Origin of the sequence: Rossellomorea marisflavi (genome assembly GCF_001274775.1) — a bacterium.
In the GTDB taxonomy this organism is placed as follows: Bacteria; Bacillota; Bacilli; order Bacillales; family Bacillaceae_B; genus Rossellomorea; species Rossellomorea marisflavi.
On the sequence record NZ_LGUE01000004.1, the window covers coordinates 638735 to 664873 of the forward strand.

The 26139-nt window shown below is 50.2% G+C and carries 35 protein-coding genes and 1 pseudogene; 15 read left to right on the top strand and 21 right to left on the bottom strand.

Going from position 1 to position 26139, the window contains the following annotated elements; all coding sequences use genetic code 11:
* Positions 1-23: 23 nt before the first annotated feature.
* From AF331_RS13270 to AF331_RS13290, 5 genes are all read right to left on the bottom strand, one after another.
* Positions 24-911, bottom strand: a complete 888-nt coding sequence (locus AF331_RS13270) for an alpha/beta fold hydrolase (protein ID WP_160316544.1) — start codon at positions 909-911, stop codon at positions 24-26.
* Between the two features lie 71 nt (positions 912-982).
* Entirely contained in the window at positions 983-1588 is a 606-nt protein-coding gene (locus AF331_RS13275) for a hypothetical protein (RefSeq protein ID WP_053428576.1), read from the bottom strand.
* A 133-nt stretch (positions 1589-1721) separates the two neighbouring features.
* The gene (locus AF331_RS13280) at positions 1722-4991 is read right to left on the bottom strand and encodes an ABC transporter permease (protein WP_053428577.1); all 3270 of its coding nucleotides are present in this window, start codon (positions 4989-4991) and stop codon (positions 1722-1724) included.
* Positions 4988-5680, bottom strand: a complete 693-nt coding sequence (locus tag AF331_RS13285) for an ABC transporter ATP-binding protein (protein ID WP_053428578.1) — start codon at positions 5678-5680, stop codon at positions 4988-4990. The genes AF331_RS13280 and AF331_RS13285 overlap by 4 nt, the downstream gene beginning before the upstream one ends.
* A gap of 139 nt (positions 5681-5819) precedes the next feature.
* Positions 5820-6365 (bottom strand): cupin domain-containing protein, encoded by a 546-nt coding sequence (locus AF331_RS13290; RefSeq protein WP_048016007.1) that lies wholly within the window; start codon positions 6363-6365, stop codon positions 5820-5822.
* Positions 6366-6483: 118 nt separating this feature from the next.
* On the opposite strand from AF331_RS13290, the gene AF331_RS13295 reads away from it, so the two are divergent.
* From AF331_RS13295 to AF331_RS13315, 5 genes are all read left to right on the top strand, one after another.
* Positions 6484-7083, top strand: a complete 600-nt coding sequence (locus AF331_RS13295) for a LysE family translocator (protein WP_053428579.1) — start codon at positions 6484-6486, stop codon at positions 7081-7083.
* A 124-nt stretch (positions 7084-7207) separates the two neighbouring features.
* Positions 7208-7684: a GNAT family N-acetyltransferase gene (locus AF331_RS13300; RefSeq protein ID WP_053428580.1), complete on the top strand. Its 477-nt coding sequence runs from the start codon at positions 7208-7210 to the stop codon at positions 7682-7684.
* A 284-nt stretch (positions 7685-7968) separates the two neighbouring features.
* Positions 7969-9258 (top strand): right-handed parallel beta-helix repeat-containing protein, encoded by a 1290-nt coding sequence (locus AF331_RS13305; protein ID WP_053428581.1) that lies wholly within the window; start codon positions 7969-7971, stop codon positions 9256-9258.
* A gap of 21 nt (positions 9259-9279) precedes the next feature.
* Positions 9280-9846: a maltose acetyltransferase domain-containing protein gene (locus AF331_RS13310; RefSeq protein WP_053428582.1), complete on the top strand. Its 567-nt coding sequence runs from the start codon at positions 9280-9282 to the stop codon at positions 9844-9846.
* Positions 9847-9968: 122 nt separating this feature from the next.
* Entirely contained in the window at positions 9969-10250 is a 282-nt protein-coding gene (locus AF331_RS13315; RefSeq protein ID WP_152915644.1) for a hypothetical protein, read from the top strand.
* A 47-nt stretch (positions 10251-10297) separates the two neighbouring features.
* Here the strand turns inward: AF331_RS13315 and AF331_RS13320 are convergent, their stop codons facing one another.
* Positions 10298-10876: a histidine phosphatase family protein gene (locus AF331_RS13320; RefSeq protein ID WP_053428584.1), complete on the bottom strand. Its 579-nt coding sequence runs from the start codon at positions 10874-10876 to the stop codon at positions 10298-10300.
* 137 nt (positions 10877-11013) lie between these two features.
* Here AF331_RS13320 and AF331_RS22445 point away from each other — a divergent pair, with 137 nt between their 5' ends.
* The 3 genes from AF331_RS22445 to AF331_RS13325 are packed head-to-tail and all read left to right on the top strand — an operon-like array spanning position 11014 to position 11987.
* Positions 11014-11175, top strand: coding sequence for a hypothetical protein (locus AF331_RS22445; RefSeq protein ID WP_160316545.1), 162 nt, complete (start codon positions 11014-11016; stop codon positions 11173-11175).
* 18 nt (positions 11176-11193) lie between these two features.
* On the top strand, positions 11194-11457 hold the full coding sequence (locus AF331_RS22905) for a hypothetical protein (protein WP_235576385.1): 264 nt from the start codon (positions 11194-11196) through the stop codon (positions 11455-11457).
* Complete coding sequence (locus AF331_RS13325; protein WP_235576386.1) at positions 11442-11987, top strand: GNAT family N-acetyltransferase; 546 nt, start codon at positions 11442-11444, stop codon at positions 11985-11987. The genes AF331_RS22905 and AF331_RS13325 overlap by 16 nt, the downstream gene beginning before the upstream one ends.
* A 70-nt stretch (positions 11988-12057) precedes the next feature.
* On the opposite strand, the gene AF331_RS13330 is transcribed toward AF331_RS13325, so the two are convergent.
* The 11 genes from AF331_RS13330 to AF331_RS13375 all read right to left on the bottom strand — a co-directional run bounded on the left by AF331_RS13330 (position 12058) and on the right by AF331_RS13375 (position 18766).
* Entirely contained in the window at positions 12058-12627 is a 570-nt protein-coding gene (locus AF331_RS13330; protein WP_053428585.1) for a GNAT family N-acetyltransferase, read from the bottom strand.
* 121 nt (positions 12628-12748) lie between these two features.
* Positions 12749-13420, bottom strand: coding sequence for a 5'-methylthioadenosine/S-adenosylhomocysteine nucleosidase family protein (locus AF331_RS13335; protein ID WP_053428586.1), 672 nt, complete (start codon positions 13418-13420; stop codon positions 12749-12751).
* A gap of 123 nt (positions 13421-13543) precedes the next feature.
* On the bottom strand, positions 13544-13909 hold the full coding sequence (locus tag AF331_RS13340) for a fluoride efflux transporter FluC (RefSeq protein ID WP_053428587.1): 366 nt from the start codon (positions 13907-13909) through the stop codon (positions 13544-13546).
* Positions 13906-14280, bottom strand: coding sequence for a fluoride efflux transporter CrcB (crcB, locus tag AF331_RS13345; RefSeq protein WP_053428588.1), 375 nt, complete (start codon positions 14278-14280; stop codon positions 13906-13908). Before crcB ends, AF331_RS13340 begins: the two co-directional genes overlap by 4 nt.
* An 88-nt stretch (positions 14281-14368) precedes the next feature.
* On the bottom strand, positions 14369-14809 hold the full coding sequence (locus AF331_RS13350) for a GyrI-like domain-containing protein (protein WP_053428589.1): 441 nt from the start codon (positions 14807-14809) through the stop codon (positions 14369-14371).
* A gap of 144 nt (positions 14810-14953) precedes the next feature.
* Entirely contained in the window at positions 14954-15346 is a 393-nt protein-coding gene (locus tag AF331_RS23100) for a pentapeptide repeat-containing protein (protein ID WP_327205413.1), read from the bottom strand.
* A complete protein-coding gene (locus AF331_RS23105) occupies positions 15343-15747 on the bottom strand; it encodes a hypothetical protein (protein WP_327205414.1) in 405 nt (134 codons plus the stop codon). Before AF331_RS23105 ends, AF331_RS23100 begins: the two co-directional genes overlap by 4 nt.
* Before the next feature lie 31 nt (positions 15748-15778).
* Complete coding sequence (locus AF331_RS22195) at positions 15779-16006, bottom strand: hypothetical protein (RefSeq protein ID WP_148796909.1); 228 nt, start codon at positions 16004-16006, stop codon at positions 15779-15781.
* Positions 15991-16785 carry an aminoglycoside phosphotransferase family protein gene (locus AF331_RS13360; RefSeq protein ID WP_053428590.1) on the bottom strand — a complete coding sequence of 265 codons (795 nt, stop codon included), beginning with the start codon at positions 16783-16785 and terminating at the stop codon, positions 15991-15993. Before AF331_RS13360 ends, AF331_RS22195 begins: the two co-directional genes overlap by 16 nt.
* A gap of 902 nt (positions 16786-17687) precedes the next feature.
* Positions 17688-18194 (bottom strand): cyclophilin-like fold protein, encoded by a 507-nt coding sequence (locus tag AF331_RS13370; RefSeq protein ID WP_200908252.1) that lies wholly within the window; start codon positions 18192-18194, stop codon positions 17688-17690.
* The gene (locus tag AF331_RS13375) at positions 18191-18766 is read right to left on the bottom strand and encodes a DapH/DapD/GlmU-related protein (RefSeq protein ID WP_412177718.1); all 576 of its coding nucleotides are present in this window, start codon (positions 18764-18766) and stop codon (positions 18191-18193) included. Before AF331_RS13375 ends, AF331_RS13370 begins: the two co-directional genes overlap by 4 nt.
* A 120-nt stretch (positions 18767-18886) precedes the next feature.
* Between AF331_RS13375 and AF331_RS13380 the strand changes: the two genes are divergently transcribed.
* Positions 18887-19789 (top strand): LysR family transcriptional regulator, encoded by a 903-nt coding sequence (locus tag AF331_RS13380; RefSeq protein WP_053428592.1) that lies wholly within the window; start codon positions 18887-18889, stop codon positions 19787-19789.
* Between the two features lie 20 nt (positions 19790-19809).
* Here AF331_RS13380 and AF331_RS13385 read toward each other — a convergent pair whose 3' ends face one another.
* A complete protein-coding gene (locus tag AF331_RS13385) occupies positions 19810-20850 on the bottom strand; it encodes an NAD(P)-dependent alcohol dehydrogenase (RefSeq protein WP_053428593.1) in 1041 nt (346 codons plus the stop codon).
* 192 nt (positions 20851-21042) lie between these two features.
* Between AF331_RS13385 and AF331_RS13390 the strand changes: the two are divergent.
* Positions 21043-21450: pseudogene (locus tag AF331_RS13390) on the top strand (MerR family transcriptional regulator).
* A 32-nt stretch (positions 21451-21482) separates the two neighbouring features.
* Here AF331_RS13390 and AF331_RS13395 read toward each other — a convergent pair.
* Positions 21483-22007, bottom strand: coding sequence for a CbrC family protein (locus AF331_RS13395; protein WP_053428594.1), 525 nt, complete (start codon positions 22005-22007; stop codon positions 21483-21485).
* Positions 22008-22037: 30 nt separating this feature from the next.
* Positions 22038-22196 (bottom strand): hypothetical protein, encoded by a 159-nt coding sequence (locus AF331_RS22450; RefSeq protein ID WP_160316546.1) that lies wholly within the window; start codon positions 22194-22196, stop codon positions 22038-22040.
* Between the two features lie 158 nt (positions 22197-22354).
* On the opposite strand from AF331_RS22450, the gene AF331_RS13400 reads away from it, so the two are divergent.
* The 5 genes from AF331_RS13400 (at position 22355) to AF331_RS13420 (ending at position 25321) form a co-directional block, all read left to right on the top strand.
* The gene (locus AF331_RS13400; RefSeq protein WP_048005562.1) at positions 22355-22699 is read left to right on the top strand and encodes a PadR family transcriptional regulator; all 345 of its coding nucleotides are present in this window, start codon (positions 22355-22357) and stop codon (positions 22697-22699) included.
* Positions 22690-23946, top strand: a complete 1257-nt coding sequence (locus tag AF331_RS13405; protein WP_053428595.1) for an FtsW/RodA/SpoVE family cell cycle protein — start codon at positions 22690-22692, stop codon at positions 23944-23946. Before AF331_RS13400 ends, AF331_RS13405 begins: the two co-directional genes overlap by 10 nt.
* 95 nt (positions 23947-24041) lie before the next feature.
* Positions 24042-24461: a MarR family winged helix-turn-helix transcriptional regulator gene (locus AF331_RS13410; RefSeq protein WP_053428596.1), complete on the top strand. Its 420-nt coding sequence runs from the start codon at positions 24042-24044 to the stop codon at positions 24459-24461.
* On the top strand, positions 24446-24799 hold the full coding sequence (locus AF331_RS13415) for a DUF3147 family protein (protein WP_053428597.1): 354 nt from the start codon (positions 24446-24448) through the stop codon (positions 24797-24799). The genes AF331_RS13410 and AF331_RS13415 overlap by 16 nt, the downstream gene beginning before the upstream one ends.
* A gap of 12 nt (positions 24800-24811) precedes the next feature.
* The gene (locus tag AF331_RS13420) at positions 24812-25321 is read left to right on the top strand and encodes a YfiT family bacillithiol transferase (RefSeq protein WP_053428598.1); all 510 of its coding nucleotides are present in this window, start codon (positions 24812-24814) and stop codon (positions 25319-25321) included.
* A 43-nt stretch (positions 25322-25364) separates the two neighbouring features.
* On the opposite strand, the gene AF331_RS13425 is transcribed toward AF331_RS13420, so the two are convergent.
* On the bottom strand, positions 25365-26108 hold the full coding sequence (locus AF331_RS13425) for an aminoglycoside phosphotransferase family protein (RefSeq protein WP_053428599.1): 744 nt from the start codon (positions 26106-26108) through the stop codon (positions 25365-25367).
* Positions 26109-26139 lie beyond the last annotated feature (31 nt).

Below are 26139 nucleotides of genomic sequence, written 5' to 3' on the forward strand. Positions count from 1 at the left end.
TGCTCTCAAGCGTCTCCCTTTTTCTATTTAAAATCCCGCCTGATCTCTCCCACGACGGCCTCACGGTCATCCCAATGAAGCATATGGGTGGTGTCTTCGATGTACTTGATGGTGATATCAGACATGCGTTTCACATCTTCAAGTAGGCCCTCATTGATAACTGAGAATTCCGCGGGGAGGGTTGCGACCAGCAGGGTAATCTTCTCACTGTCCAGCTCCTGATAAAGGTCGCGGATGGGTGACTGTGCCATGGACCGTATGGCAGCAGTCGCTACTTCGGGTGTCGCTATCAGTTTTATTTTCCCATCCACTTCCTTCACATAGTCTTCGGAAGCCTTTCGTTTGAGCGTCGACCATTCGCTTGCTTTCGCCTCTTCGTTTTCCAGGAAAGCCGTTAAGCTCGGATATTCGAATGCCGTAAAGGACTCCGTGGTGTAGTGGACTTCCTTTTCCACCGAGTTGATATTCGGCCATTTCCAGTCCGGGCTCTGTGCCAGGCCATCTACGATTTCATAGAATGACTTTTTGGTTGTATAGCCTCCGTCGATGAGAATTGTCCTGATCACAGATGAACCGTATTCTTTCATAAAGTGAAGGGCGATATCGGCTCCATACGAATGAGCCAGGAAATAGAACCCGGAGACACCAAGCTTCGCAAGAACATCATGAATCCACCCCACCATACCCGTCATACTGTATTCTTCTTCTGATTTGAATGCTTCACTTCGGCCATGGCCGGGAAGATCGATGGAAACCATATGATATTCACTCTTCAGCGCTTCACCGATTTCGAGGAAACTTAAACTAGAGTTTCCCAGGCCATGCAGGCATACGATTGTGGGCAGATATGTTTCTCCCCACGTGTTGATCCTTACCCGGTAACCATCTATATGTATGACTTGTTCTTTCATGATTGGACCCCTTCCTTGAAACATGAAGACGATGGTGCCACACACCACCGTCCATTGAAGCAACTGCCTTCTTATTCTCTATCCAACGCCTCCAAATCAACAAGCAGATCCGACAAAAGCATTCCGTTTTTATCCATTTTGTAATAAAGGACTTTCGTATCTTTCGGTATTTCAAAGCTCTTTAAAAAGATGATGTGACCATCAGGCTTAATATTCGCATTGTTCCAGCGTTCCTTTTTAACAAATGTCGTTTGGACGGCTTCGTATTCTTCTCCGTTTTCATCGATTACAATCTGACCTCTGAGGGCAAATGGTGAATCGGCATCTGTTCCTTGTGTATTCTCATTGGGAAGCATTTTCACTTCCCCCTGAAGTGTGATGATCTCATTGTCTGGGTTCTCAGGAGCGATTTTTTCTACAGGTTCTGCCTGGTCCACTACAATGGAATAGTCAGCGGATTCTTTTGCTTCACCCAATGTTACTTTATTAGCCCCGTTTTCCAAGGCAGCCAATGCTTCTTGCGATTCGTTCCCTTCTTTCTCTTTGCTCTTTTCTTCCTGTTTGATGGCGCCTGTCGTTTTTTCATCCGTACCCGAACCGGACATCACCACAACCAGATAGCTGATTCCCGCGATGACAATGAGTGCCCCGACCAATGAAAGGATGAGTTTCTTCATAAGGCCTCACCTGCCTTCCCTGTAATCATCTGGATATCCTTCTCATTTACTTTGAATTCTCTTATCGACAGTTCTACCACATTCATGATCCTCACACATACTCCCCCTTTTTTATGTTCCACCTTTACTCCCATCACTCTGTTGCTTCCTCACCCATCCCCTTCAAATCAATCAGTAAGTAAGGTCGCGGCTTCCCGCTTGTGGCCCTCCTCATGTAGAGTGGCGTTGCGTCTTTTGGCACTTCAAAGCTTAGTTGAAGAATGACATGGCCTCCTTTTAGAAGTTTGATATTGTTCCAATTCTCCCTTTCAAGGACGTTTGTTTGAACAGGTGTGTAGACATTGTTCTGATCATCCATAAGATCAAGTCCTTTCAGGGTGAACTCTGTATCATCAATTGAATATTCATCATCCTTACGTGCATCCAGATAAAACTCCCCCTGCAATGTAATGATCCGGTTATCAGGGTTCTCGGGGCTAATGGGCTCCTCTGCTTCAGCTTCTTTAAATAAAATCCTTAAGGACTGATCCTCCGTCACTTCATCATCGAGCTCTGCGATTTTCCAGGCTTGATTCTCGATTGACTGCGAATCACGTTCTTCCTCACTGTCTTTGTCCTCAGGTTTTACTTTTTTCTCCTCTTGCTTGAACACACTTTGCGTCTCTCCATCCGTCCCCTTCACTGTAGAAGGATCCACCTTTTCCGATGCTGACTCTCTGACCTGAGGTACGGCATTTGCGAGCACGGCGATCATGCCGGCAAACAGGATGATGCCTCCTGTCACAAGGACGACTTTGAACCCTTTTTCCGTTTTCTCTGAAGTATCGGCACTTCCCCCCAGCGCCTGGTACGGCATGACCTTGACCGCCGCTGCTGCCGGGAATAAGGCCCCAAGCATACCCGTAGCGATCGGGATGAGGATGCAGGCCAGAATGAACGGAAGATGCTCCATCGGGAATTCTCCGTAAATCCTCCAGATGGCCGTAATGGCGATCACCAGGCCGAGGATGCCGGCTGCAAGGCCGCTGAGGAGTCCTTCATACAGGACAAGCCTGCGGACCTTACCGTTCTGCCACCCGACAGATTTCAAAAGGGCAATCTCAGGCTTCCTCTCAGACTCGTTCTGCCAGATGATCTCCGTCGTCGTCAGAATGGCAATGAGAAGGGCGACACCCATGGCGATGTAATGCATGGCCCCGACTTCCATGGCGACGTATTCCCCGAGCCATGTGGCAAACATGACCCCCTTCAGTCTGAAAGTGATGAAGAGGAAGAGGATGAAGAGACCCGTCGGAAGGGCGATGGAGACAATGGAAAGGATGCTCCGTTTCCACGTTCCGATAAAATGGTTCACACTCATGGTGAAAATGGATGAGGAGGGCAGTAACCGCCTACCAACCGCGGTGATTTCACCACTCCTCATCGCTTCGTACGGTTTGATCTTCCGCACCAGGATGGCCGGTATGACCGTACCGAGGAGGTAGATCAGAAGACCGAAACAACCGATGAGGATAAAGCGCACGATCGATGTGGAAACGCTTGAGCTCACATAGAAGTACCCAAGGATGACCCAGCTCACAAGCGAAACGAAGCTTCCGAGGAGTATGGCTTCCATGAACAGGAGCTTCGACAGCTGATTCGGTCTCCAACCGATGGAAAGGAGAACGGCGAATTCCTTCTTCCTCGTGAACATCATGATCAGGTTAGACGAGAAGACATAGACGATGGCGACAAGGATCACACTGGCAATGATGGCGCTCAGTCCGACCTTCGCTTCCTTGAAGATCGTCATGGAGGATCCGATCTTGATCCACGGCTGTTCCACCCATCCGATTCCTTCCTTCCCTTTCAAACCGGGGACATGGGTCAGAGCCGGTTGAGGGGAGGAACCGAGGGTGATGTCAGTGATCAGACCCGTTTCCTTCTCGATTTGATCGGCCACGGCTTGAAGGCGTTTCTCGCTCACATCATTCATGGTTTCGACGCCTTTCACTTTGACCCGGATCGAGGAAACGGGCTCTTCCCCAAGCACCTTCTCCGCGGCCTCCAGGGTCGTCAGCATCATCGGCGGCTTTGTGAGGAATCCGTAAGGGTTGTTTACCGGCTTCATATCAGCTGGTGGATTGACAGGATTCTGATCCTCATCCATCACCAACGTCGATTTTGCCGGGAAGTAGGTTTCCATCGGCAGCTCTGTTAATGGATCCTTTGAGATTTCGAGTTTGGTAGGATCATATACCCCTCTAAAGTTAAGTTTTAAATATTTCCAGTCGTTTACATCCTTTCCCGTAAGTTTCACTTCCCGGTAGACTTCACTTTCCAGAAGCGGTGAATCTTCAGGGATAGAAAATGGCTTGACTTCATAAGCGAACGGCCATTTCTCCGGGAAGGGACTGTCTACCGGCTTATAATTAACAGGAGATGCCTTGAAAAATACAAAGGGATCATCCAAAAATTCAACTCCATCGGGTTTTGGATTCAGGATATTTTTAATATACGCTTTATGGGTCTCCTCCGAGGTAAACGAGTGAGTGCTGATTTCCTCCCCTTCTTGCGTATCCAGGTATTCCTCCCCACCCTTCTCTTTTATCATTTCCATCGTCTTGTCCCGCTCTTCCACTGAAGAAAAAGGGACATCGAGCTTTGAAAAAGTATAGGTGGTTTTGCTATCGACAAAGTCCACGTTACTCAAGAGAACCTGAATGTTGGTTTGCGTCCTTCCTTCTCCACGGTCCGTCTGGGTGACTTCGGCAGCTTCATCAAAATAGGAACTGTTCTCTCCCTCCAGGACAGCTCCCTTCAAGCCGACAAGGGCATCTTCAGCTTCCGGGTCTACACCAGCCAGCATAACATTTGAAAGGATCCCCAGAGGCACCTTCTCATCCTCATAATAATTCAACGTTCCATATTCACTATCCAGGCCTTCTACCTTCCAGCCGACCGTATAATAGTAGCTGGATTTGTTTTTCCGCACACCGGCACCGTCATTCAAATCTTCTGTCCAGTCTACGCGGTAAATACCAGGTTCTTGAAGAGCCACTTTTTCCATCCAGATTTCATTATCCACAAACCCGATCATGGCAATCGGTGCCGCCACCTCGACATCGTCGATCCCTTTCACTGTCTCCAGCTGTTCCATGGTGATCCCGCCGGATAAGCCGCTCTGGTAGTTCGGTTCGAGAAGATTCAACTCCTCTGTCACGCTGCGGGAATCGGCAGGTCGGACGACGATATGGTAGGAGGACTTCCAGCGTTGCTGCAGTTCATCCACGACCGTTCCCGAATTGGACTGGGTCACCCCGACCAGATAGCTGAGCCCCGTGCTGACGATGAGCGCCCCGACCAACAGCAGGATGAATCGCCCCTTATTCCGCCACCAGCTGTTCCAGATGAACCTCATCATAGAGCCATGCCTGCCCTGTCCGAAATCACCCGGGCATCCTTCATCTCGATAATGCGATCCGCTTTCGCCGCAAGGGCGGGATCATGTGTGACGAAGATGACGCCACAGCCCGTTTCCCTGTTAAGGGCTGAGAGGGTTTCGAAGATCACCTCTCCCGTTTCCGAATCGAGATTCCCCGTCGGCTCATCGGCAAGGAGCCACTTCGGTTCATGAATCAGTGCCCTTGCAATGGCAACGCGCTGCTGCTGACCACCCGAGAGCTGGGATGGGAGGGAATTCACCTTATCTTTCAGCCCTACTTTTTCAAGGACCGCCATCGCCTTTTCTTTTTTATTGTAAGAGACCTTCCGGGAAAACAACGGGGCCATGACGTTTTCGAGTGATGTAAGGGTCGGGAGAAGATGGAACTGCTGAAAGATGAAACCGATCGTTTCAAAACGGAAATCGGCCAGATCATTTTTCTTCATCTTCCGGACATCTTTCTCCCCGATCATGACGGTTCCTGAAGTTGGTGCATCCAGTGTCCCGATCAAACTGAGAAGGGTAGATTTCCCGGAACCCGAGGTACCGACAATCGATACGAACTCTCCATCATGAAACGTCAAATCCACCCCGTCCAACGCCTTGGTCCCGATTCCATCCCCCTTGAATTCCTTCGTCACCGATTCACACACAATCCCATTTCCCACAAATAATCCCCCTTATGTATTTATCTGTAAATTTAGTATATTCTAACGATATCAAATTAGGAGAGATATGTGGGAGTTTTTTGGAAAATACAAAAAACCCTCTTAGATTCCTAAGAGAGCACGGAAGGTACCCAACCAATTAAAATGCAGGAGGCGTTACAGAGAAAAGGATACTTACCTCCTCTTGAGAGGTATTTCGGTACATATGCTCGGCAAAAGGAGGGATCTTCACGCTGTCCCCTGCCTGAAGGATATGCGTGGTTCCTTCCAGCGTCAATTCAATCGGCCCCTGCATGACAAAGGCCACTTCTTCCCCCCTATGGGAAAGCGGTGAGTCGGAAGATGCTGCCCCTGCGGATAGCCGCATGATGGCCGTGACCAATGTGCTGGTGAAGTCCGGCGACACCAGTTCGTAGTGGATCCCGTCGATCATCATCTGCTTCCGTTCTTCCTTCCTGACAATCAGCTCGCTTGCATCGTGTTGCTCCATGAGGAAGGTGAACACCGGTGTATCGAGGGCTTTGGCGATGGACTTCAGCGACTGGATGGACGGTGTCGCCTTCCCCTTTTCAATCTGATTGAGCATGGATGTCGTGAGCCCTGCATCCTGAGCGAGCTGAGTTTGCGTCCTGCCCGCTTCTTTTCTGAGCTGGGTGATCTTCTTCGCTAATTCGTCTTGTTCCATGGTGACACCTCTTTAAATTAAATTTAATTATTTTAAATTATAATTGTCTATTTATGCATTACGTGTTAAATTAAATTTAACATTTTTTAACTAAAGTAGCCACCAAGGAGGGAGAACCATGATCATATTCCTATTGATGACCCTGTTCGTCGTCATCAGCCCAGGCGTCGACACGGCCCTGATCACGAAAAGGACCATTTCTGGAAGCAAAAGAGACGGCATCTGGATGGCCGTCGGGATTTCACTCGGTTCCCTCGGTCATACAATCGCCGTCACTTGTGGATTATCGGCCCTCCTCTTCCAATCAGCCTGGGCGTTCCAGACGTTGAAATGGGTGGGCGCCCTCTATTTGATTTACTTGGGGATCCAATCCCTATGGGTGAGGAAACATAAGGATGAAGGGGCACAGGTGGAACCAAAGCGCTCTCCCCTTACTCAAGGGCTGCTCTCCAATCTCCTGAACCCGAAAGTCCTGATCTTCTTTCTCACATTCCTGCCGCAATTCGTGACAGACACGGACCGGGCAATGGCATCGTTTCTCCTTATGGGGCTCACCTATACACTCCTCTCCTTAATCTGGTTCATCCTTTACGTCATCTGCCTTCATTACATCCGTGAATGGCTCCTATCACCGATTGTCCAACGGCGGATGGAGGGTGCGACCGGTGTGGTGCTGATTCTGTTCGGCATCAAGCTGCTATTCACCCAGGGAGGATGAGCCCACTCATCGCACTTCAAGTTTCAGCACCTGGATCTTGGCCGCTCGTCCTTTTCTCCGCCTTGCCGACTTCCGTAAACTCTCCTATAATGAATATACTAAAAATTCACAATCGGAGGTCCTCATGAAGATTCGTTTACTGGAAGAGAAAGACAACAAGCCGATGGCAGCGATCATCCGCGACATCCTCGAAGCCAATCATCTCGACATCCCTGGAACAGCTTACTTCGATCCTTATCTGGACGACCTATCAAGCTACTATAGTGAACAGCCTGATGCCTGTTACTGGGTCGCGGTGAACGAGCAGGATCAGATCCTGGGAGGGGTCGGCATCGCCCCCTTCAATAGGGAACAACGGATCTGTGAGCTCCAGAAGCTTTATGTGTCACCGGAAGCCAGGGGACTCGGTGTGGCCAAAGCGCTCATGAACACAGCCCTTGAATTCGCCTCAGACCACTATGATCACTGCTATCTCGAAACAATGGAACAGCTGAAGGCAGCCAACTCCCTGTACGATCGATTGGGCTTCACCAAGCGGACAGAACCCTTGGATGGATCCGAGCATGGAACCATGGATACGTGGTACATCAAACAGCTCTGACTTATTTGTAGAAAATGACCGATCGAACAATCTCAAAAAAGTACTCTTTCCACGATTTCTTTGGCAATCCGATCCTCTCCTTTATCGTTAATAGGAATAGTATAAAGGTGTGCCTGGGACAATCCCATTAAGATTGGAACGCATTTCTCTAAAAGACGTTAAGCAACGAATAAAATATCAATGGAAACATTCAGATCACGACCATCCCAACAGCGATTGGCCCTCTCCCATCGAACATGATCGTCTGTCACGGCACTTGAATCCATTAGCATCAAGGAGTTTTTATGAAACAGATCCTCAGTATCGCCATCATCCTATGTTGCTTCCTACCTCTTCACACGGAAGCAGCCGGACCGTCCACTTTGTTCGTCTCTCCCGATGGAGATGACAGCAATCCCGGCACAAAGGAACAGCCCTTCAAGACGTTAAAAAAAGCAAGCAAACTGGCCGTGCCGGGTACCACAGTCTACCTGAGGGAAGGCACGTATCCGGAACGGCTAGACATCAAGCACTCCGGGACAAAGCAAGAACCGATCCGCTTCACCCACTATGAAGATGAGGTCCCGGTGATCAGCGGGGAGACTGCATCTGCAGATGGCGGCCTCATCACCATCCGCGATAAAAGCTATATCACGATCCAGGGACTCGATGTGGGTGGCCTCTCCACCGATCAAGAAGAGCCCACCCCGTCCGGTATTTTAGTAGAAGGAAATGGGACAGGCATCCGGATCCTTGATAATCGGATCCACGACATCACTACCACCCATCCGAACGGCAACGCCCATGGCATCGCCTTCTATGGCACAGAGGCACCTGAACCGCTCCAGGATATCGAGATTTCCGGCAATATCCTCGAAGACCTGACCCTCGGATTCAGTGAAGCGATGACGTTGAACGGCAATGTGAAGGAATTCTTCATCAGTGGGAATACGATCCGGAATGTAGATAACATCGGCATCGATGTCATCGGCTTTGAAGGGATCGCCCCGGTTGAGGAATACGATCAGGCGCGCGAAGGCATCATCCGTGACAATCATGTGTATAACGTCAGCAGTCATTCCAACCCTGCCTACCATGAAGAATACTCCGCCGGAGGCATCTATGTGGACGGAGGGAGGGATGTGGTCATCGAGCACAACATCTCCCATCATAACGACCTCGGAATCGAGATTGCCAGTGAGCATCCCGGCAAACAAACGACGCGGGTCCAGATTGCCTGGAACCAAGTTTACAGGAACCGCTACACGGGTATTTCAATCGGGGGTTACGATTTGAAACGGGGCGGCACCACGCACACCCGCATTTCCCATAATCTCCTTTACGGGAATGACACCATGGGCATGGACGGGGGACAGCTGCTCATGCAGTATCATGCCACTCAGAATCTGGTGGAAAACAACATCATGATCCCCACCGATACCGGCTTGTTCCTGGTTAGCCTCCACCCGTCCAACCAGGACAACCAGCTGATCGGGAATGTGTACGGGAACCACAGCAGTGAGTCCGACCGCTGGATCTGGAATGTACAAGACATCACACATCCACCCTTCTTCCCAAGTGTGATCCACAACTAAAATCGAAAGGGGCCATTGCCCATGAAAACCGAAAAAGAAAAGATGCTTGCAGGAGAGAACTACAATCCCGCCGATCCCGAACTCGTGGCAGGAAGAACCCATGCCCGTGAAAAGATCCATGACTTCAATCACTCACCGGTCGCAGATCTCGACAAGCGCACATCCATCATCCGCGAACTATTCGGTGAAACCGGAGACCAGTTCTTCATCGAACCGAGCTTCCGCTGTGACTATGGCTCCAATATTCACGTCGGGGAGAACTTCTACGCGAACTTTGACTGCGTCCTCCTTGATGTATGCGATATCCGCATCGGGGACAACTGCTTCATCGCCCCTGGCGTACACATCTACACCGCCACCCACCCGATCGACCCCCATGAGCGGAACAGCGGCATCGAGTCGGGCAAACCCGTCACCATCGGTCACAACGTCTGGATCGGCGGACGTGCCGTCATCAACCCCGGCGTCACGATCGGCGACAATGTTGTCATCGGCTCAGGTGCCGTGGTCACAAAGGATATCCCTGATAACGTCGTAGTCGGTGGGAATCCTGCCAAGGTCATCAAGTGGGTCAACAATAAAGGGTGACCTCACCCATGGACCTTGACCAAGAGGACATTGAACGCTCAAAAACGTGGGCAAAATGGGGCTGTTTTCTGTGGGCTATCTTGTTGGTGCTGGGTCCACTCCTCTCCATTGGAGGGTATTTGTTGTACACTACCGAACTAAAAGAACGACCTTTGTTCGTAAGCGAATCCCCCAGTCGGACGAACCTAATAGAAGTGAACGAGAAAGGGGAGCCCTTTTTCTTCGGGCCTTCCTCTATCCGGATTCGCTTTGGTCATCAGCATATAGACCGGACGATCTACAATGATGGGAAAAAACTGAATGGATCGAACGCTTCTGTCCAGTGGAAGGATGATTATACCGCTGTTGTCACCTTGTACGGTGAAGAACAAGAGCCCGAGACGATTGAACTGACCCTGGAATGAATCGTGAAAAAGACCAAAAGACACCCCGATGCCTTTTGGTCTTTTTGTTAAATCAAGTGCCTAGCACAATTGTATAGGGAACAGTCCCACCGATCCTCGTGATGATGCAACACCGTGATGGATGTATTCTCCATATTCGTCTGTTGGAAGGTATCGGGCATCAATCGCTTGAGCGTCAAACCGATCAACGCCCCGTGGCTCACCACCAACACCCTCTTGCCTTCATGTTTCTGCACCACGTCTTCCAAAAACCTTACGCCCCTGCCCGCTACGTCTTCATGCTTCTCCATCCCAAGAGCCCTGGTGCGCCATTCCTTTCCCCACTTTTCGAGGCGCTCTTCTTCCGTCATGCCTTCCGCTTCCCCGCAGTTCACTTCCCTGATCGTTTCATCCGTATGATGCAGGGACAGCCCGATTTTACTCCCTATGATTTCGGCTGTTTCAGTTGCCCGGCATAGATCACTCGCGATGATGAGATCCCACGGCTCCTCGCCGGCTAACCTCTCACCCAATTTATCCGCCTGTACCCTGCCAGTTTCATTCAGCGGGATGTCGCTGATTCCCTGAGCCTTCCCCAATAGATTCCACTCTGTGATGCCATGTCTGATGAGTCCGACTGTTGTCATGATGGTCTCCTCCCACGCAAGAAATTCGTTCTATCTAACCTACTTCTACTCCAAACGTGGATTCACCTTCATTTCTCCCCACTTCATCAGCCAATTCATGGTAAAATAGGAAACACTACATCTTAAAGGAGCGACCCATGCAAACAACACTGATCATACTACTCATCAATCTCGTCACCTTGATGATCGTGATATCCAAACAAAAGAAAGGCCGGATTACCCTGACCACGAAAAAAACCGCCATCGGACTCGGCATGACGGTTCTTGTTATCAATGTCATGCTGACGTGGATGATGTAATAGAAGGAAGGAACAACCATGAACCCAACCGATGATCTATACAAACTGGACCTCTCCTACCTCGGGGCCTTCTCGACCCGCCTCGACACACCATGGGGAGCTCTCTTTTATAACGAAAATCAGTCCCGCTACTACGATGCCAATCATGCCCACGTCATCCGGGAGTGCCATGATCCGCAAACAATGGTTGCGGAAGTGGTGTCTTTTTATCAGAAAAAGAACCTCGTCCCGCGACTCTACATCCATGAGCTCCACCTTCAACAACAGTGCTGTCTGAACTAGAAAAGAATCAGTTCCAGTACGAAGAATTCGTCAGCCCCGTCCAGCTATGGAACAACCAGGTGGCGAGGGTGGCCGACAATCCTGGCGTGACCATTGAAGAAGTCACCGGGGAAAATGTCCAAGAAGCCATCGATGTTGAAAGCACCATCAAAGAATTCGGTAGCAAGGACACCATCACAAAGGTCTTCGAAGAGCAATTTGCCCACCCTTCGTTCAGCTACTATCTCCTCAGACTCAATGGGGAGGCGTGTTCCACGGCCTGTCTGTTCCAAGACGGTCTGGATGCGCGCCTTGAAAGCGTCGCGACCCTTGAATCTCACCGGGGAAAGGGATTAATCGGTCACCTCATCCGCTTCATCCAGGAAGAAACAAGGCGCAGGGGCACGGCCAACCTATGGGTTCTGCCGATCAATGAAGCCGTGGAGAAGGTGTACGCACGCTACGGCTTCACCACCGTCGAACGGATGCGGAGCGGGCATGCCTTTCTTTCCGGCAAGAGCATCAAGGACATACGGGGAGGTCATTCATGAGCTGAATATCCGAACCGTCGATAACAAAACGGGACAGTGGCATCCAAACCACTGTCCCGTTTTATTAAGATCACTTTCCCTTCTTCCTATATTCTTCCTGCAGAAGCCCATAGAGAGCGCAATCTTTATACTGATGTTTAGCATTCCGGATCATATGTTTAATCGTGCCTTCAAGCTCCATTCCATTCTTGAACATAATCTTCCCTGAAGCAGGGTTATCCACATTATGTGCAGCTGAGATCTTATGAACGTTCATCCTTCTAAAACCAAAATCAATGACCGCTTTAAGTGCTTCAGTCCCGTACCCCTTGTTCCACCATTTATAACCGATAGAATAGCCGACCTCACAATTATCCGTCAGACCATCAAAATGAAAAAGATCGATCGCTCCTATCAATTCACCGCTCGTTTTCAGTTCCATCCCCCAATAACAGAACTCCTGTGACTCATAGTTCTTCACGATTTCTTTTACCCTCTCAATGGTCTCCGATACAGACTTATGGGCACCTTTTATGAGATTGTCCATTACCCGATCATCGCTAAGCCAATGATCGAATACACACTGAGCGTCCGAGAGCTCGAGCTTCCTTAAAATTATCCGTTCCGTTTCCAGTACCGGCGTACCGAGATAATGTATCATTCGTCTCCCACCTCAACCCTATCAAGCTACTATTCATTTCTTCACATTCAAGCGTTTCTCCTTCTTCGATTTAGATATGGGTGAACGGCCGTGCCCATATCGATCCGGTTTGGGGTCTATTTCAAATAAATCTCATCAGATACTCTTTGAATATCTTCTCCATTACCTTGGGGGTGTTCTCGATATAAGTCGTCATCTGCTCACTGTTGGATTCGAATGTATCCTCGTTGCTCTCCTTCATCGCAAAATCAGATATACCTTTTATGATGATGCACTCCACTTGATTCTTCTTACAGATGTACGCAATCGCCCCTGCTTCTGTATCAGCGATCGTGATGTTATGTTCCATAAGCTCAACATAATCCTTCCACATCACCACGGCCTTATCTGCCGTGCCGATCGTTCCCCTATTAAAATCATTTCCGTAAGATGATAGATCGATATGGACGATGAAAGATTGCTTGATAAAAGGCTCTATCTCTTTAACGGTGCAGTCATATTGAACGGCTTGATCCGGCACAAAAATATCTAAAGGATGGAACCGTTCATCTATCCCTGCACATGTCCCGGCGACGATCACTTTCGTCAACCCAAAAGCAGACATCATATACTGATTCGCTCCGACCCCGTTTACCTTCCTGACGCCGGTACTGTAGAAAACAAGCTCTCGCCCATTGATTGTCCTCATGAAATACTCCCCGTAGGGATAGGCAAAACGTTCGCCATCTTTGACGCTAAAGTAACTCAGCGTCGCGTCGAACTCCCACTTCGTCGCGATACTTATACCGATCATGGTTGCCCCCCCCTTTTCCAGTGACCTTATTTTACCATAAACTGTTATTCCCTTGCGCAAATCTCAACATAAAAACAGCACCCCGAGTTTCGTTCCTCAAGGTGCTGTTTCGTAATGGTGCTGTCATAAAAGGCGACCCAGCATCAACCCGATGTAGGCACTCAGGATCCCCCCGACATAGCAGCAGCTATTATAGTAGATAAATGCCCGCTTCTCCTTCTTGAGATGAAGCTGAACCCCTTCAAGTTTGAACGTAGAAAAGGTCGTGAACGCCCCCATCATCCCTGTCCCGAAGAACAGCATCAGGGTGTGCCCCGCCGTGCTTCCTGTGAGGAATCCGAGGATGAACGAGCCAAGGATATTGACCGTCAGGGTGGAAACGGGCACGGTGGATGAGCTTTTTTTATTGATGGCCTGCGTAGTCGCAAACCGGGCAATGGCTCCGATAAAGCCGCCTGCACCGACGAGCAGAAGGGATAAGAGGCTCATTGCGCACCTTCTTTCTCCGTCAAACGGAAGCCGATCCTGCTCATGAACAGTCCGCCGAAGATACTGAGGGCAATATAGAGGAAGGCCAGTCCCGTCCGTCCGCCTTCAAAAAGGGCGACGGTTTCCACACTCAACGTCGAGAACGTAGTGAAGGATCCGATCATCCCCGTCCCGATGGCCGTCTTCACCATAGGTGACAAGGGCCATCTCTCCACGAGCACCGTCGTGAAGATCGCCAGCAGAAAACTCCCGATCAGATTGGTGACCAACGTGGCAACCGGGAATACGCTGCCGCTATAAACATACATGCCCACGAGATACCGAAGAACCGCCCCGACGGCACCTGCCGCACCGACCCATAGATAGATCATGATGAAAAACCCCTTTTGAACGAGTAAATAAATATCCTATCAATCTTACATCAATTCCAAGCCTAAAGAAAGAACGCGCAAACGCCATTCACCCTTTGACGGGAAGAAAGATCTCCACGTCTTCTCCATCCTCGAGGGCATGGTACACTTCGATGATATCAGCGGAAAGATTCCGTTCAAATCCATGTTCCCCTCCCCAGGCCACAGCCTTTTCATGAAGATCGGCCACTTTTTCAATTGGGGCCCTGCCGCTTACGTACTTCCCTCCCGCTTCCACATAGACCATCCCCGAGGGAGCATCCTGTCTTTCCTCCACCATCAGCCCTACCACATACCGTCCGGTGCGGTGCCCCTCACCCCGCTTTGCTTCAAATAGGGCGATTTCGATTCCCGTTGAATGCTTGACCTCCGCCGCCCTTTCCATCATGGTCTTAGCCAAGGCAGGAACCGATTCACCCAACTCACTGAATTCTCCTCTTGCCTCCATTCCCACCATCCTGAACGACTTTTCCACTGCTTCAAACGTCATGATCCTTCCTCCTAAATGTCTATGTCTGAAATCAAATCATCCCTATATCATTCTCGAAGACTGCCAGTAATTCCTACACCGACATACTAGCAGACGTAAAAAACACCTTAGCGATGAAGGTGTTTTGCTAAAGGAGCTATGCTTTTACTGACGTTCCCAATGTCCGGGACGCCTCAGTCGTTCGGGGAGCTTGGTATCCTTATCGCCTTTTGCCGAATTCACCTGGGACTGAGTCAAGAAAAGCGCACCGGATAAGTCCGTACCGCTCAAATCGGCGTCGCGCAGGTCGGCTCCGATGAAATCGGCTTTCCTTGCGTCTGCCCCCTTCAAGTTGGCCGCAATCATAAGCGTCCCCCTGAAATCCTGGCCACGGAGATTCTGCCCTTTCAGGTTCACCCCGATATAGTCTGGCTTTCGTTTCCTGACGGGAGTCCCTTCTCGATACACCCGACTTGTTTCCTTCAGGTACTCGTTGACCTTGAATCGGTGCGAAACGACATCGATTCCAAGGATCGCCTCCGGTGTCTGTTCCGTCAATTCCACGGTCTCAAGAGTGTCTGAAGCTTATCCCGAAAAGGCTCGGTCTCTTTTAAACAAAGCGCCTGATCTAGATACGAGAGCATTTCATGAAGTTGCTGGACAATGGGAAACACGGCGAACATCTCCTCTGCACGCTTCGGATCCTCCTGCCATCCCCGTCCCCCATAAATCCCCTGCGACACATGCTGTCCCGCGCCAAAGCACTCATATGTCACGCATCCCTTGAACCCTTCATCCAAGAGGCGATCATGGATCGAGCACAGATGATTGGAACACAGATTCCTGCATGGCACACCACCGTCCTTATCCAGCGGAAAATCCGCCGACTTCCCATACGGCAACGCCACACAGCAGAGACCGAAGCAGCTCGCGCAGTCCGATGATAGATTCCTAATCATGAACGTCACTTCCCATTACCTTTTTCCACTATTATACTCCTTTGTACGGGCGGTCTCTTCTTCTTTTTTTCTTTTTGAACCAGAGTGTCGAGAGGACATATCCGCTTAGCATCAACAGTGCAATGGAACAAACTCTCAACACGATGGATAGAAAAGTTCCCGACTCCAGTTGATCTCGGGCCATTCTGATGTAGTAATAGAGGGCGCTGGCAGCAGCAAGATAAACAAGAGAATAAAAGAATCTCACTCTTCCACCCATCTGTGCCCTTCCCTTTTGATAAACGCAAGCTCCCGTTCGTAGTGATCATAATGACCTTCATCGATCATCCGCTGGAACGCCTCATCCCCTTCTGCTGCCTTCCGCTTCATCGTTGATTGAAGAGCCTGGACGCGGCGCTTGACCACATCAACAATCCCTTCCTTCAGGTGCTCCATCCCATAGGCTTTGAAAAAGAGATCGATCCGTTCCTTTCTTAAGTGAGCATCCCTGCCGGCTTCGTAGTAGACCGCTTCCCCGTTCTCATCAAGATGCCCCACCCCAAGAGGCACGCACGTATAGAGGGCATATGCCACATCCCATACCCTCGGACCTGGCGCCGCCACATCAAAATCGATGATCCCCGCAACCTGCTTGTTATGAAAAATAATATTGTATATTGCGAAGTCATTATGACAAATGAACTCGTATGGACCCGGCGTATCATCGAGGGGCTCCCATTCTTCCTCGAACGGGAAATCACTTACCGCGTCGTGGTAGCCACGAAGCATTTTCGCAATGTCGATCAACACTTCATCCGACCACATATACGATTTGAGGGGATAATTCCCGGCTTCCCCATTCAGATAAGAAAGCACCTCTCTCCCCTTTTCATCAATCCCCATGAACCTTGGAGCATGGAGAAATCCTTTCTCTTCCAGGTGCTTCAACAGCTTATGTATCCTTTCGCTCTCAGGCTTGATTTCACGGCGGACCGTATCCTCCACTCGATACACCTGCGAGACATTGCCCCCGGACAGCTTTTCTTCTTGTTGGCTCATCCTAAAACCCCTTTTTAATGAAAATGACCAGCACCCCAAACAAACTCTTTTAAATCCCAAAAAGGAAATCGATAAACTTCATAAACAAGTAGACCATGAAGGGAAGGATCATTGCAAAACATATCGTATAGATCCAGATTCTCGCCTTATGTTTAACACACAATACCACAATCGAGAGAACCATCATATAATACAACCAGAAAAAAATGAGGGTGCTGAGATTCATTGCAGGAGCAAAGATTGACCAGTATTGCGTCAGGATTCCAAAAAACACGACGAGGAACCCCATAGTGAAAACAATGGAAAATACAGCGATTATAATGAATGGAACAGCAATCCACCCTTCCCGCTTAAACAATCCAGGATGCTTTTTATATTGGAAGTAGGTCACCGCGTGTGACATTAGGAATAGCAAAAGCGGATAGCCTAGGAATTTCGCAGACAACGACCATTCACTATCAGCTACATACCCGATCCCCATATCACTATGAAATATTACATACACAAGTCCAAGTACACCAATCTGACCTAATGTATAATACATTATTTTTTTGATATATCATCACTACTTTCTCTCTTCTTCCGTCATGTTACTCATGACAAATACAAGTAAATATATGGATTTTTACCCTTCTCTCTATGTTGTGTAAACCTTCTTGATCGGCTGTAATCCTAATAGAAAAGGAGTTTTCAAAAATTCATAAAAGACGAATACCATTACACCCCCACAAATGTATGTTTATTCCATTATAGCAAACTTCCATTTTCCATGAGGAGGCAGTTCTGAGCGAGAGAGAAAACTTGTGATGATTAGATCTATTGTAAAAAAGCTCCTACATATTTTTTCATCCCATCCATCAATCCATATTTCTACTAACAATCACAACCAATCCATTCTTTCTTCATAGGGGTTCCTCTAAATTTCTCAACCTCACCACCTCATCTTCTCCCATTCCAGCCACCTTCTCGATCCCGCCGTCTTCCATCCTGCCCATGAGCACCACACCTTTTGCATACGATTCGTCCTTGTAATACAGCGTGACGTCTCCCCACGGAGCGTAGTAGGCAAAGTCACCGGCTGAAGGAGTGTCTCCTTCAGGGGCTCCTTCGGTCGTCAACTTTTTCGGCGGATAGCTGAGCTTCTCGAATCCGCCGAAATCCTTGAAAGTGAGCTCCAGTGGAAGCTGGTCTATAAAGTCACTGCTGGTGGGATTGTCGTACATAGTGATCTCGACTTCCTCTCCCCCGATTTCTGCCATAATGATCATCTCTTCAGTCGGTTTCACAACGTTCTCCTCCTTTTCAGTCACGGTATTGGTTCCTTCACGAGGTTCGGGCGCATCCGATCCGCAGGCAGATGCGATCAGTACCGCAACGGTCACACCGATTCCGAATAACTTCCCTTTCATTCGCTCTCTTCCTCGATCGTCTTCACCACTTTTGCCGGCACGCCTGCCACAACGGTTCCTTCCGGGACATCCTTCGTGACAACGGCTCCTGCTGCGACGACGGCGCGGTCACCGATGGTCACGCCCGGCAGGATCGTCGCACCCGAACCGATCCACACACTTTTTCCAATGGTGACGGGGGATGCATACGTGGTATTCCTCGTTTTCATGTCGAGACCGTGATTCAACGTGGCGATGTTGACATTCATACCGATCAGGCTGCCGTCGCCGATGTGGATGCCGCCGCGGTCCTGGAACGAACAGCCTGTGTTGAAGAACACGTCCTTCCCGATTGAGATGTTCTTGCCAAAGTCTGTATAGAACGGCGGGAAGCACATAAACGAATCGTCTACTTCACGACCGGTAAGTTCACGGAAGATCTCGACGATTTCTTCTTTGGGATGATAGCTCGTATTCAGCTTCATCGTTATCCGCTGAGCTTCAAAACTGCAGTCCGTCAGCATGCCGTGAAGTGCCTTATCCTCGCCCGCAATCGGGTGTCCCGCCCTGCAGTATTCAATGAATTCGTCCATATTCACATGATGACCACCTTTCAAACCTATTCTTCCTTTATGGTAAGATGGTATGGTTAAAATAACAAATACCTATAGCAAATACACTCATATAGCTAAAACGTATAGGAGGAAACGTATATGGATATCCGAATACTCCGCTACTTCCTCGCTGTTGCCCGGGAGGAAAGCATATCCCATGCCGCGAAGGCCCTGCATGTATCGCAGCCGACCCTTTCCCGCCAGCTGGCCGACTTGGAAACCGAGCTCGGGACCACGCTGGTCATCAGGGGCAACCGGCGGATCTCCCTAACGGAAGAGGGTCATTTTTTAGTGAAAAAGGCGAAAGAAATCGTCGCCCTCGTCGACAAGACCGAGGCGAACTTCAAGCAGCCGATCGGATCCGTCACAGGCGAGATCACCATCGGCGCAGGGGAAACCGAGGCCATGGGACTCATCGGGCGGTCCCTTCATTCCCTCTTGACCGAACATCCCGGCATCCGGTTCCACCTTTACAGCGGGAATGCCGATGATCTCATGGAAAAACTCGACTCTGGCGTCCTGGACTTCGGCTTGGTCATCGAGCCGACCAACAAGGAGAAATATGAGTATCTCCACCTTCCCGCCGTCGATACGTGGGGTGTGCTCATGCGAAGGGATAGCCCCCTTGCCGCCCTCGATACCATCACACCGGAGGACCTTGCCAATCACCCCCTCATCCTTTCACGGCAGACGACCGTTGACAATGAGCTCACCGGGTGGTTCGGTCGTGACATCGGGGACCTGACAATCGTCGGTACCTATAATCTCCTCTACAACGCGTCCCTCATGGTGAAAGAAGGAATCGGCTACGCCGTCTGTCTGGAGAAGATCATCCCGACGCCGGAGGATGGGGAGCTTGTGTTCAGGCCCCTTAACCCCGGACTCCATGCCGGCTTGAATCTCATCTGGAAGAAGCACGGGATGCATTCTGCCGCGGCGAACACCTTCCTCGATCACACCCGCAGGACGATCCACGCAAAAAAAGAAGACCCCGAAGGCTGAACCTCCGGGGTCTATCACAATTAAATCGTGCTCGTATCAATAACGAATCGGTATTTCACATCAGAAGCCAATACGCGCTTGTACGCTTCATCGATCTGATCCGCCGAGATGAGCTCGATCTTCGGTGCAATGTTGTGTTCTGCACAGAAATTGAGCATCTCTTGTGTTTCTTGAATGCCGCCGATCATGGATCCGGCGAAAGAACGACGGTGGCCGATGAGGGACATGACGTTCAGTGACATCGGTTCTCCCGGTGCGCCCACATTGACGAGCGTCCCGTCAAGCGTCAGGAGGGAGAAGTATGCATCGATGTCGATGTTGGCGCTGACCGTGTTGATGATCAGGTCGAAGCGGCCTTTCAGCTTCTCGAATGTTTCCGGATCCTTCGTCGCATAGTACTCCTTGGCACCAAAGGCGAGTCCGTCTTCCTCTTTGTTCAGTGTTTGGGAAAGGACCGTCACCTCTGCTCCCATGGCGTTGGCGATCTTGACGGCCATATGACCGAGTCCACCCATCCCGACGATGGCGACTTTCTTGCCGGGGCCGGCATTCCAGTGGTGGAGCGGTGAATACGTGGTGATCCCTGCGCATAGAAGCGGTGCCGCCGCATCAAGCTCGATACCATCCGGGATGTGCAAGGCGAAATCTTCCGTCACGACGATATGTGTAGAATAGCCGCCTTGTGTAGGCTCTCCGTATTTATCGACGCCCGCATAGGTCGGCACATTGCCTTTCAGGCAGTACTGCTCCTCACCAGCCTTACAGTTGACGCATTCACCGCAAGAGTCGACCATGCAGCCGACACCTGCGCGGTCGCCCACCTTGAACTTCGACACACCAGAGCCGACTTCCGTGATGATCCCGGCAATCTCATGCCCCGGAACGAGTGGATAACTCACTTCTCCCCACTCACCGTGGGCTGTATGGATATCAGAGTGACAGATCCCTGCGAATTTGATTTCGATCAGTACATCCTTTTCATCCAGTTCACGTCGTTTGATTTCTGCTGAGCGGAAAGCCTTATCCGGCCCGTCCACTGCGCGTGCTTTTGCCATAACCATAGTAGTTCCTCCTCGAATTCTGATTGTCCCAAGTCAGGGTGTCTTGCTCCTACTGCTATCCCCATTTTCCTCTTAGGCGAAACCATCGTACCCCCTCTAGTTCACTCTAGGTCAAGCACGATGCTCTCTTTTGACAACCAGTGACCACCGTGGTATCTTTCCAATCAGATAAAGACGAAAAGGGGAACCCTCATGAAAACCTACTCCATCAGCGAGGTAGCCAAGGAACTGAATCTCACCATCTACACGCTCCGCTATTATGACAAAGAAGGACTCATGCCCTTCGTGGAACGCAGTCCGAGCGGCGTCCGCCTCTTCAAGGACTCCGACATCAGCACGCTCCGCATCATCGAATGCCTGAAATCCACCGGCATGCCCATCAAGGATATCAAAACCTTCATCGACTGGTGCACAGAAGGCGACTCCACCCTCTAGGAACGTCACGACCTCTTCATGGAACGAAAGGCCACCGTGGAAAAGCAGATGGCTGATCTCATGAAGACGATGGAAGTGATCGACCACAAATGCAGCTACTATAAGGAAGCGCTGGCTGCGGGGACGGAAGAGATCCATCGTGACAAGAAAATTGAGATCCAATAGAAAAACGCCCTGGATTGTGCGTTTTTTCACGTTCAGTTCGAATCCACCGTCAGCCGGTGCTGGTTGCAATGCACGCATTTGAACAGATACCCTTGTAACGCTCCGTCATTGGTCAGCCATTCCTTCAGCTTCTCCTTGGGCAAGTTATAGGTGGTCATGATCTCGTTCAAGTCGCCGGCAAGTTCTTCCTCCAGGTGCTCGATTTCCTTCCACCCGACATACTCCACAATCGCACAGAAGTCCCCGCAGTGACTGAGCCAGTGCTCCTGCTGCCACCCGAAGTACCCCGGCGTCCGGTAAACAAGTTCGTCTATGTACGTTTCTTTCTCCACTTCCTCACAGCTCGCATCGTCCTGAAAAGAGCCTTCATACTTATCGGCGGCCGACCCGTCCGCGATACACCACGGGCAGATCCCCTCTACATCCTCGACGGAATAGAATGGTCCCTTATACACATAGTCCCGCTCCTTGTTGCAGACCGGGCAATCGGTCTTTTCCTTCTTGATGACCTCCAGCTTGATCGGATCCGGATTATACGTAAATGTTGGCAGTGTCATACGACGATCCCCTCCTATATTCAATGATCCCTAAGGCAGAAAAAAATCAAGCATGGCCGTGATGATGATTGCCTGCGCACACGTGATCATGAGTTCATCCTTCCAGTGCGTCTTGCCGAATCGACTGAGAAGACGCGCAATGACAAAAGCAAAAAACCAGATAGCCAGAAATGTATAAAGCCAAGCCAAACCTAACACCTCAACCCATTTTTCTCCATCTTATCACATCCCCCTTATGCAGAGAATGATAGTTGACTAGAAAACAGTTGACGAATAGAAATCGGCGCCATACAATTATACCTAGATGAACTATGCATAGATAATCTATGTATGAAAGGATGACTAAGATGAAAGTGAACAAAGAATTGGTGAAAGGAAGTACCTCCACGCTCATTCTCAGCCTGCTGAATGACCGTCCCATGTACGGATATGAATTGATCAAGGTCATGGAGGAGCGCTCGAACGGGATATTCAGCCTGAAGGAAGGAACCCTCTATCCCCTCCTTCATTCGTTGGAGGAGCAAGGGGTGATCGAAGCCTATTGGGGACAGGGAGATACAGGAAGGAAGCGTAAGTACTACCGCATCACCAAAAGCGGCCAGGCCTTCATGGTCGAGAAAAAAGAAGAGTGGTCCACCTTTAAAGGTGCGGTGGATGACATCCTGGGATGGGAGAGGGTTTCATGGGAATGAACGAACCATTCAAAGACTATATCAGTGCCGTGTGCAGCCGTATCCGCAACAAAGATGTTCATGAGGAAGTGGCCCTTGAGCTAGAGGATCACCTCCATACACTGAAGGAACACGCCATGAAGGAAGGACGTTCAGAAAAGGACGCCGTGGATTATGCCATCAGTCAGATGGGAGACCCAACCACCGTTGGGAAACAGCTTCATCAAACCCATCGGCCGACATTTGACGTGGCGATCCTCATCCCCGTTGCCGTGATTTCCGTTTTTGGTCTCATTTCCATGTATTTCATCCAGTTTCAATCCAACATCACGGGGATCGGCGACATTTTTCAAAGCAGCCTGATTTTTTACCTGGCCGGCTTGATCTTGATGATTGCATGCTTTTTCTATGACTATCGGAAACTATCGCGTTATTCCGGGATCATCTATGGTGGTACGGTCGCCCTCCTTCTCCTGACCCAGTGGGTCGGGGTCCGGGTAGACGGCATTTCCTATCTTGATATCGGATTCGCCACCCTGCATATTTCCGGCATTGCCCCCTTCCTCTTGGTCGTGGCATTTGCAGGGATGTTTTATGAATGGAACTGGCATGCACCTAAAAGAGCCATGGTCGGGATCAGTCTCCTCGCGTTCCCCATCCTGCTCCTTGCATCCGATGGCTTCGCTGTTTATGCTCTCGGACTTGCAGTGGCGCTCACCCTGATGATGGCAACCAGGGCAAAGCTTCATCAGATCCTCCTGTTCGGGATCAGTGCCATCGCATTACCCGCCCTATTCAAACCTGACTTCTTCTCACCAGTCAGTGCCGGAGACGGGGCAGGAATCAGGGCTTTATTCCAAAGAGCAGGATGGTTCGGCACTGACTCAGCCGTGAACCTTTCAAACGAGATGCATACCGACTACATCCTTGCGTATATGGTCCATTCCTTTGGATGGGTGTCGGCTATCGTGACCTTGATGTTCACGATTGTTTTCACGATTCGATTGATCCAAACGGCGAAGACCACCGCCCACTCATTCGGGAAGGTGTTGACGATCGGATTCGCGGCAGCGTTTGGTACCCAGTTTGTCACAGCGATCGTGACAAATATAGGGCTCCTTCCACCGTCTGGTATCACGATGCCCTTCATGAGCTTCGGAGGTACGCATGTATTGATCGACATGATGGCAGCCGGCCTTGTCTTAAGCATCTATCGACGAAGGCGCTTGGCCCCGATTCAATCCGATGGAACGTTGAAATCATCATAACGGATGCTGATCAGGATTTTCCTGATCAGTTTTTTTCTTTATTTATATCGTATAATACGATATAATTTAAATAACCGAACCAAAGGAGAGAACCCATGACAACCGTGAAACAACTCAACCAACACTGGACCGACCTTTATTTCCACCTTCATATCCAGCATCAAGAAAAAATCTCCCACCAAGTCATCCGCATCATGCAGCTTGTGGATAAACGGGACGAAGTCAGTGTGAAGGATGTCGCCGATCTCCTCTCCGTTACCCAACACACAGCATCCGAGCATGTGAAGCGGATCATCGAGAAGGGATACCTCCTTAAAAAAAGGCATCCCGATGATGAGCGCAAGGTGATCTTGGAACTGACCGATAGCGGTCGGGCTGTGCTGTTCCGAAATACCAGTCTTGATGAGGACAAACTGCAGGCTGCCCTGGATCTCATGACTCCTGAGGAAAGAGCAACCGTATCGGAAGCATTCCGGCTGCTGAGCGAGAAGGCAAAATCATGTACGTCTTCCTGAAGATCCTCGTATCCGCCCTCGTCATCGGTGCCGTGACCCAGATTGCAAGGCGCTTCCCTACCTATGGGGGCATCATCGCGGCCCTTCCCCTGGTCAGCCTCCTCAGCATCATCTGGCTCCATGTACAGGGCGAGGCATCGGAGCGCATCAGCACATTCTCCCTCGGGGTCCTGTGGGGATTCCCCGCGACAGCCTTCCTGCTCGTCATCGTGTATCTGTCGTTGCAGCACTCCCTCCATCTCTACGCGGCCATCGGACTTGGACTCGCAGGGTGGGCGCTGTTTCTCGTCTTACAAGATGTCGTCATCAAACAGGCAAAAATCTTTTTCTTATCATAGGAGGAATGAAGAATGAATGAGCGTTATCCCATCGGGGAGTTTGAAACACCCGACCCTCTATCAGCCGATCAGATTCACCAATGGATCGAAGAGATCCGCACGTTTCCTGCAAGACTCCTGGAAACCGTGAAATCTTTAAGCGAGCATGACCTGGATAAGGCTTACCGCGAAGGCGGCTGGACCATCCGACAGGTCGTCCACCATGTTGCCGACAGTCATATGAACGCCTACATACGCTTCAAACTCGCCCTGACTGAAGAAAAACCGACCATCCGTCCCTATGCAGAGGATAAATGGGCCGAGCTATCGGATTCCCGCTCTCCCATCGCATCATCCTTGACGATCATCTCCTCCCTGCACGAACGATGGGTCATTCTTTTAGAAAGCTTGACGGAAGAACTGCTCGCGCGGACCTTCGTCCACCCTGACTCTGGGAGCGTTGCCCTTGCCGAAAACATCGGGATCTACGCCTGGCACGGGAATCATCACCTGGCTCATATCCAGCATGCGCTGCAAAACTAAAATAAGCCTTGGCCTTCCTCTTAAGGGAAGGCCAAGGCTTTTCCTAAAACAACTCATACATCCCATGATAAAAGTACTTGAACTCCTCATCCGACACCCGATATCGCTTATATCCATCATAAAAGGCATCCTTCTCTTTCCCCGTGAACTTCCCGATAGCCAGCGACTCATCATAACGCGGATCTCCCACCGTCATCCCGGACACATCGATGAAGCATCTCACTTCCCCGTCCACTACCAGCACGTTATCGGGATTGCAGTCCCCGTGGATCATCGTGGGTTTGACCGAAGCCGGCCTCTCCGCCTTCAACTGTTCCAAAAGCTCTATATCCCCGTCCGTCTCACCTGCCCTGACATACGGCTCTGCCTCTTCCCATACCCGCTCCAGCCAATCGCCTTCTCCTATTCCTTCCAACGGCTCTCCTTCATGGAATCGCTGAAGGAAATCACCGAAACTCCTAATGAGCGCAAGGCGTTCCTCACCATCGTCGACTCTCTTCAACGCCGATGTCAGGGAGACTCCCTCTATGTATTCCATTAGAAGATAACTGTCTCTATCACTCTCCCAAAATCCCAAGAATCCAGGCACTGCAACAGTTCCCTGAACGCGTTGTAGCGCCTGTGCTTCTTTCCTTAGCCAGTCACGGTAGCGGGGTTGGGACGCCTTCTTCAAAATGAACGTCCCCTCCTCGGTTTCAACCTGGCTCACTTCAGACGTGCACCCCTGTTCTTCAAGGAGTTTATGCTGGCGGATGGGGCCGGCCAACCTTTCAATCTTCTCGATCATCTCACGTCCCCCTTTCTTAAAATGGGAAAAT

Coding starts and splice junctions, on each gene's coding strand:
- AF331_RS13270 (WP_160316544.1), bottom strand. CDS start 911: ATGAAAGAACAAGTCATACATATAGATGGTTACCGGGTAAGGATCAAC.
- AF331_RS13275 (WP_053428576.1), bottom strand. CDS start 1,588: ATGAAGAAACTCATCCTTTCATTGGTCGGGGCACTCATTGTCATCGCG.
- AF331_RS13280 (WP_053428577.1), bottom strand. CDS start 4,991: ATGATGAGGTTCATCTGGAACAGCTGGTGGCGGAATAAGGGGCGATTC.
- AF331_RS13290 (WP_048016007.1), bottom strand. CDS start 6,365: ATGGAACAAGACGAATTAGCGAAGAAGATCACCCAGCTCAGAAAAGAA.
- AF331_RS13295 (WP_053428579.1), top strand. CDS start 6,484: ATGATCATATTCCTATTGATGACCCTGTTCGTCGTCATCAGCCCAGGC.
- AF331_RS13300 (WP_053428580.1), top strand. CDS start 7,208: ATGAAGATTCGTTTACTGGAAGAGAAAGACAACAAGCCGATGGCAGCG.
- AF331_RS13305 (WP_053428581.1), top strand. CDS start 7,969: ATGAAACAGATCCTCAGTATCGCCATCATCCTATGTTGCTTCCTACCT.
- AF331_RS13310 (WP_053428582.1), top strand. CDS start 9,280: ATGAAAACCGAAAAAGAAAAGATGCTTGCAGGAGAGAACTACAATCCC.
- AF331_RS13320 (WP_053428584.1), bottom strand. CDS start 10,876: ATGACAACAGTCGGACTCATCAGACATGGCATCACAGAGTGGAATCTA.
- AF331_RS22445 (WP_160316545.1), top strand. CDS start 11,014: ATGCAAACAACACTGATCATACTACTCATCAATCTCGTCACCTTGATG.
- AF331_RS22905 (WP_235576385.1), top strand. CDS start 11,194: ATGAACCCAACCGATGATCTATACAAACTGGACCTCTCCTACCTCGGG.
- AF331_RS13330 (WP_053428585.1), bottom strand. CDS start 12,627: ATGATACATTATCTCGGTACGCCGGTACTGGAAACGGAACGGATAATT.
- AF331_RS13335 (WP_053428586.1), bottom strand. CDS start 13,420: ATGATCGGTATAAGTATCGCGACGAAGTGGGAGTTCGACGCGACGCTG.
- AF331_RS13340 (WP_053428587.1), bottom strand. CDS start 13,909: ATGAGCCTCTTATCCCTTCTGCTCGTCGGTGCAGGCGGCTTTATCGGA.
- crcB (WP_053428588.1), bottom strand. CDS start 14,280: ATGATCTATCTATGGGTCGGTGCGGCAGGTGCCGTCGGGGCGGTTCTT.
- AF331_RS13350 (WP_053428589.1), bottom strand. CDS start 14,809: ATGACGTTTGAAGCAGTGGAAAAGTCGTTCAGGATGGTGGGAATGGAG.
- AF331_RS23105 (WP_327205414.1), bottom strand. CDS start 15,747: ATGATTAGGAATCTATCATCGGACTGCGCGAGCTGCTTCGGTCTCTGC.
- AF331_RS22195 (WP_148796909.1), bottom strand. CDS start 16,006: ATGGGTGGAAGAGTGAGATTCTTTTATTCTCTTGTTTATCTTGCTGCT.
- AF331_RS13360 (WP_053428590.1), bottom strand. CDS start 16,785: ATGAGCCAACAAGAAGAAAAGCTGTCCGGGGGCAATGTCTCGCAGGTG.
- AF331_RS13370 (WP_200908252.1), bottom strand. CDS start 18,194: ATGAAAGGGAAGTTATTCGGAATCGGTGTGACCGTTGCGGTACTGATC.
- AF331_RS13375 (WP_412177718.1), bottom strand. CDS start 18,766: ATGGACGAATTCATTGAATACTGCAGGGCGGGACACCCGATTGCGGGC.
- AF331_RS13380 (WP_053428592.1), top strand. CDS start 18,887: ATGGATATCCGAATACTCCGCTACTTCCTCGCTGTTGCCCGGGAGGAA.
- AF331_RS13385 (WP_053428593.1), bottom strand. CDS start 20,850: ATGGTTATGGCAAAAGCACGCGCAGTGGACGGGCCGGATAAGGCTTTC.
- AF331_RS13395 (WP_053428594.1), bottom strand. CDS start 22,007: ATGACACTGCCAACATTTACGTATAATCCGGATCCGATCAAGCTGGAG.
- AF331_RS13400 (WP_048005562.1), top strand. CDS start 22,355: ATGAAAGTGAACAAAGAATTGGTGAAAGGAAGTACCTCCACGCTCATT.
- AF331_RS13405 (WP_053428595.1), top strand. CDS start 22,690: ATGGGAATGAACGAACCATTCAAAGACTATATCAGTGCCGTGTGCAGC.
- AF331_RS13410 (WP_053428596.1), top strand. CDS start 24,042: ATGACAACCGTGAAACAACTCAACCAACACTGGACCGACCTTTATTTC.
- AF331_RS13415 (WP_053428597.1), top strand. CDS start 24,446: ATGTACGTCTTCCTGAAGATCCTCGTATCCGCCCTCGTCATCGGTGCC.
- AF331_RS13420 (WP_053428598.1), top strand. CDS start 24,812: ATGAATGAGCGTTATCCCATCGGGGAGTTTGAAACACCCGACCCTCTA.
- AF331_RS13425 (WP_053428599.1), bottom strand. CDS start 26,108: ATGATCGAGAAGATTGAAAGGTTGGCCGGCCCCATCCGCCAGCATAAA.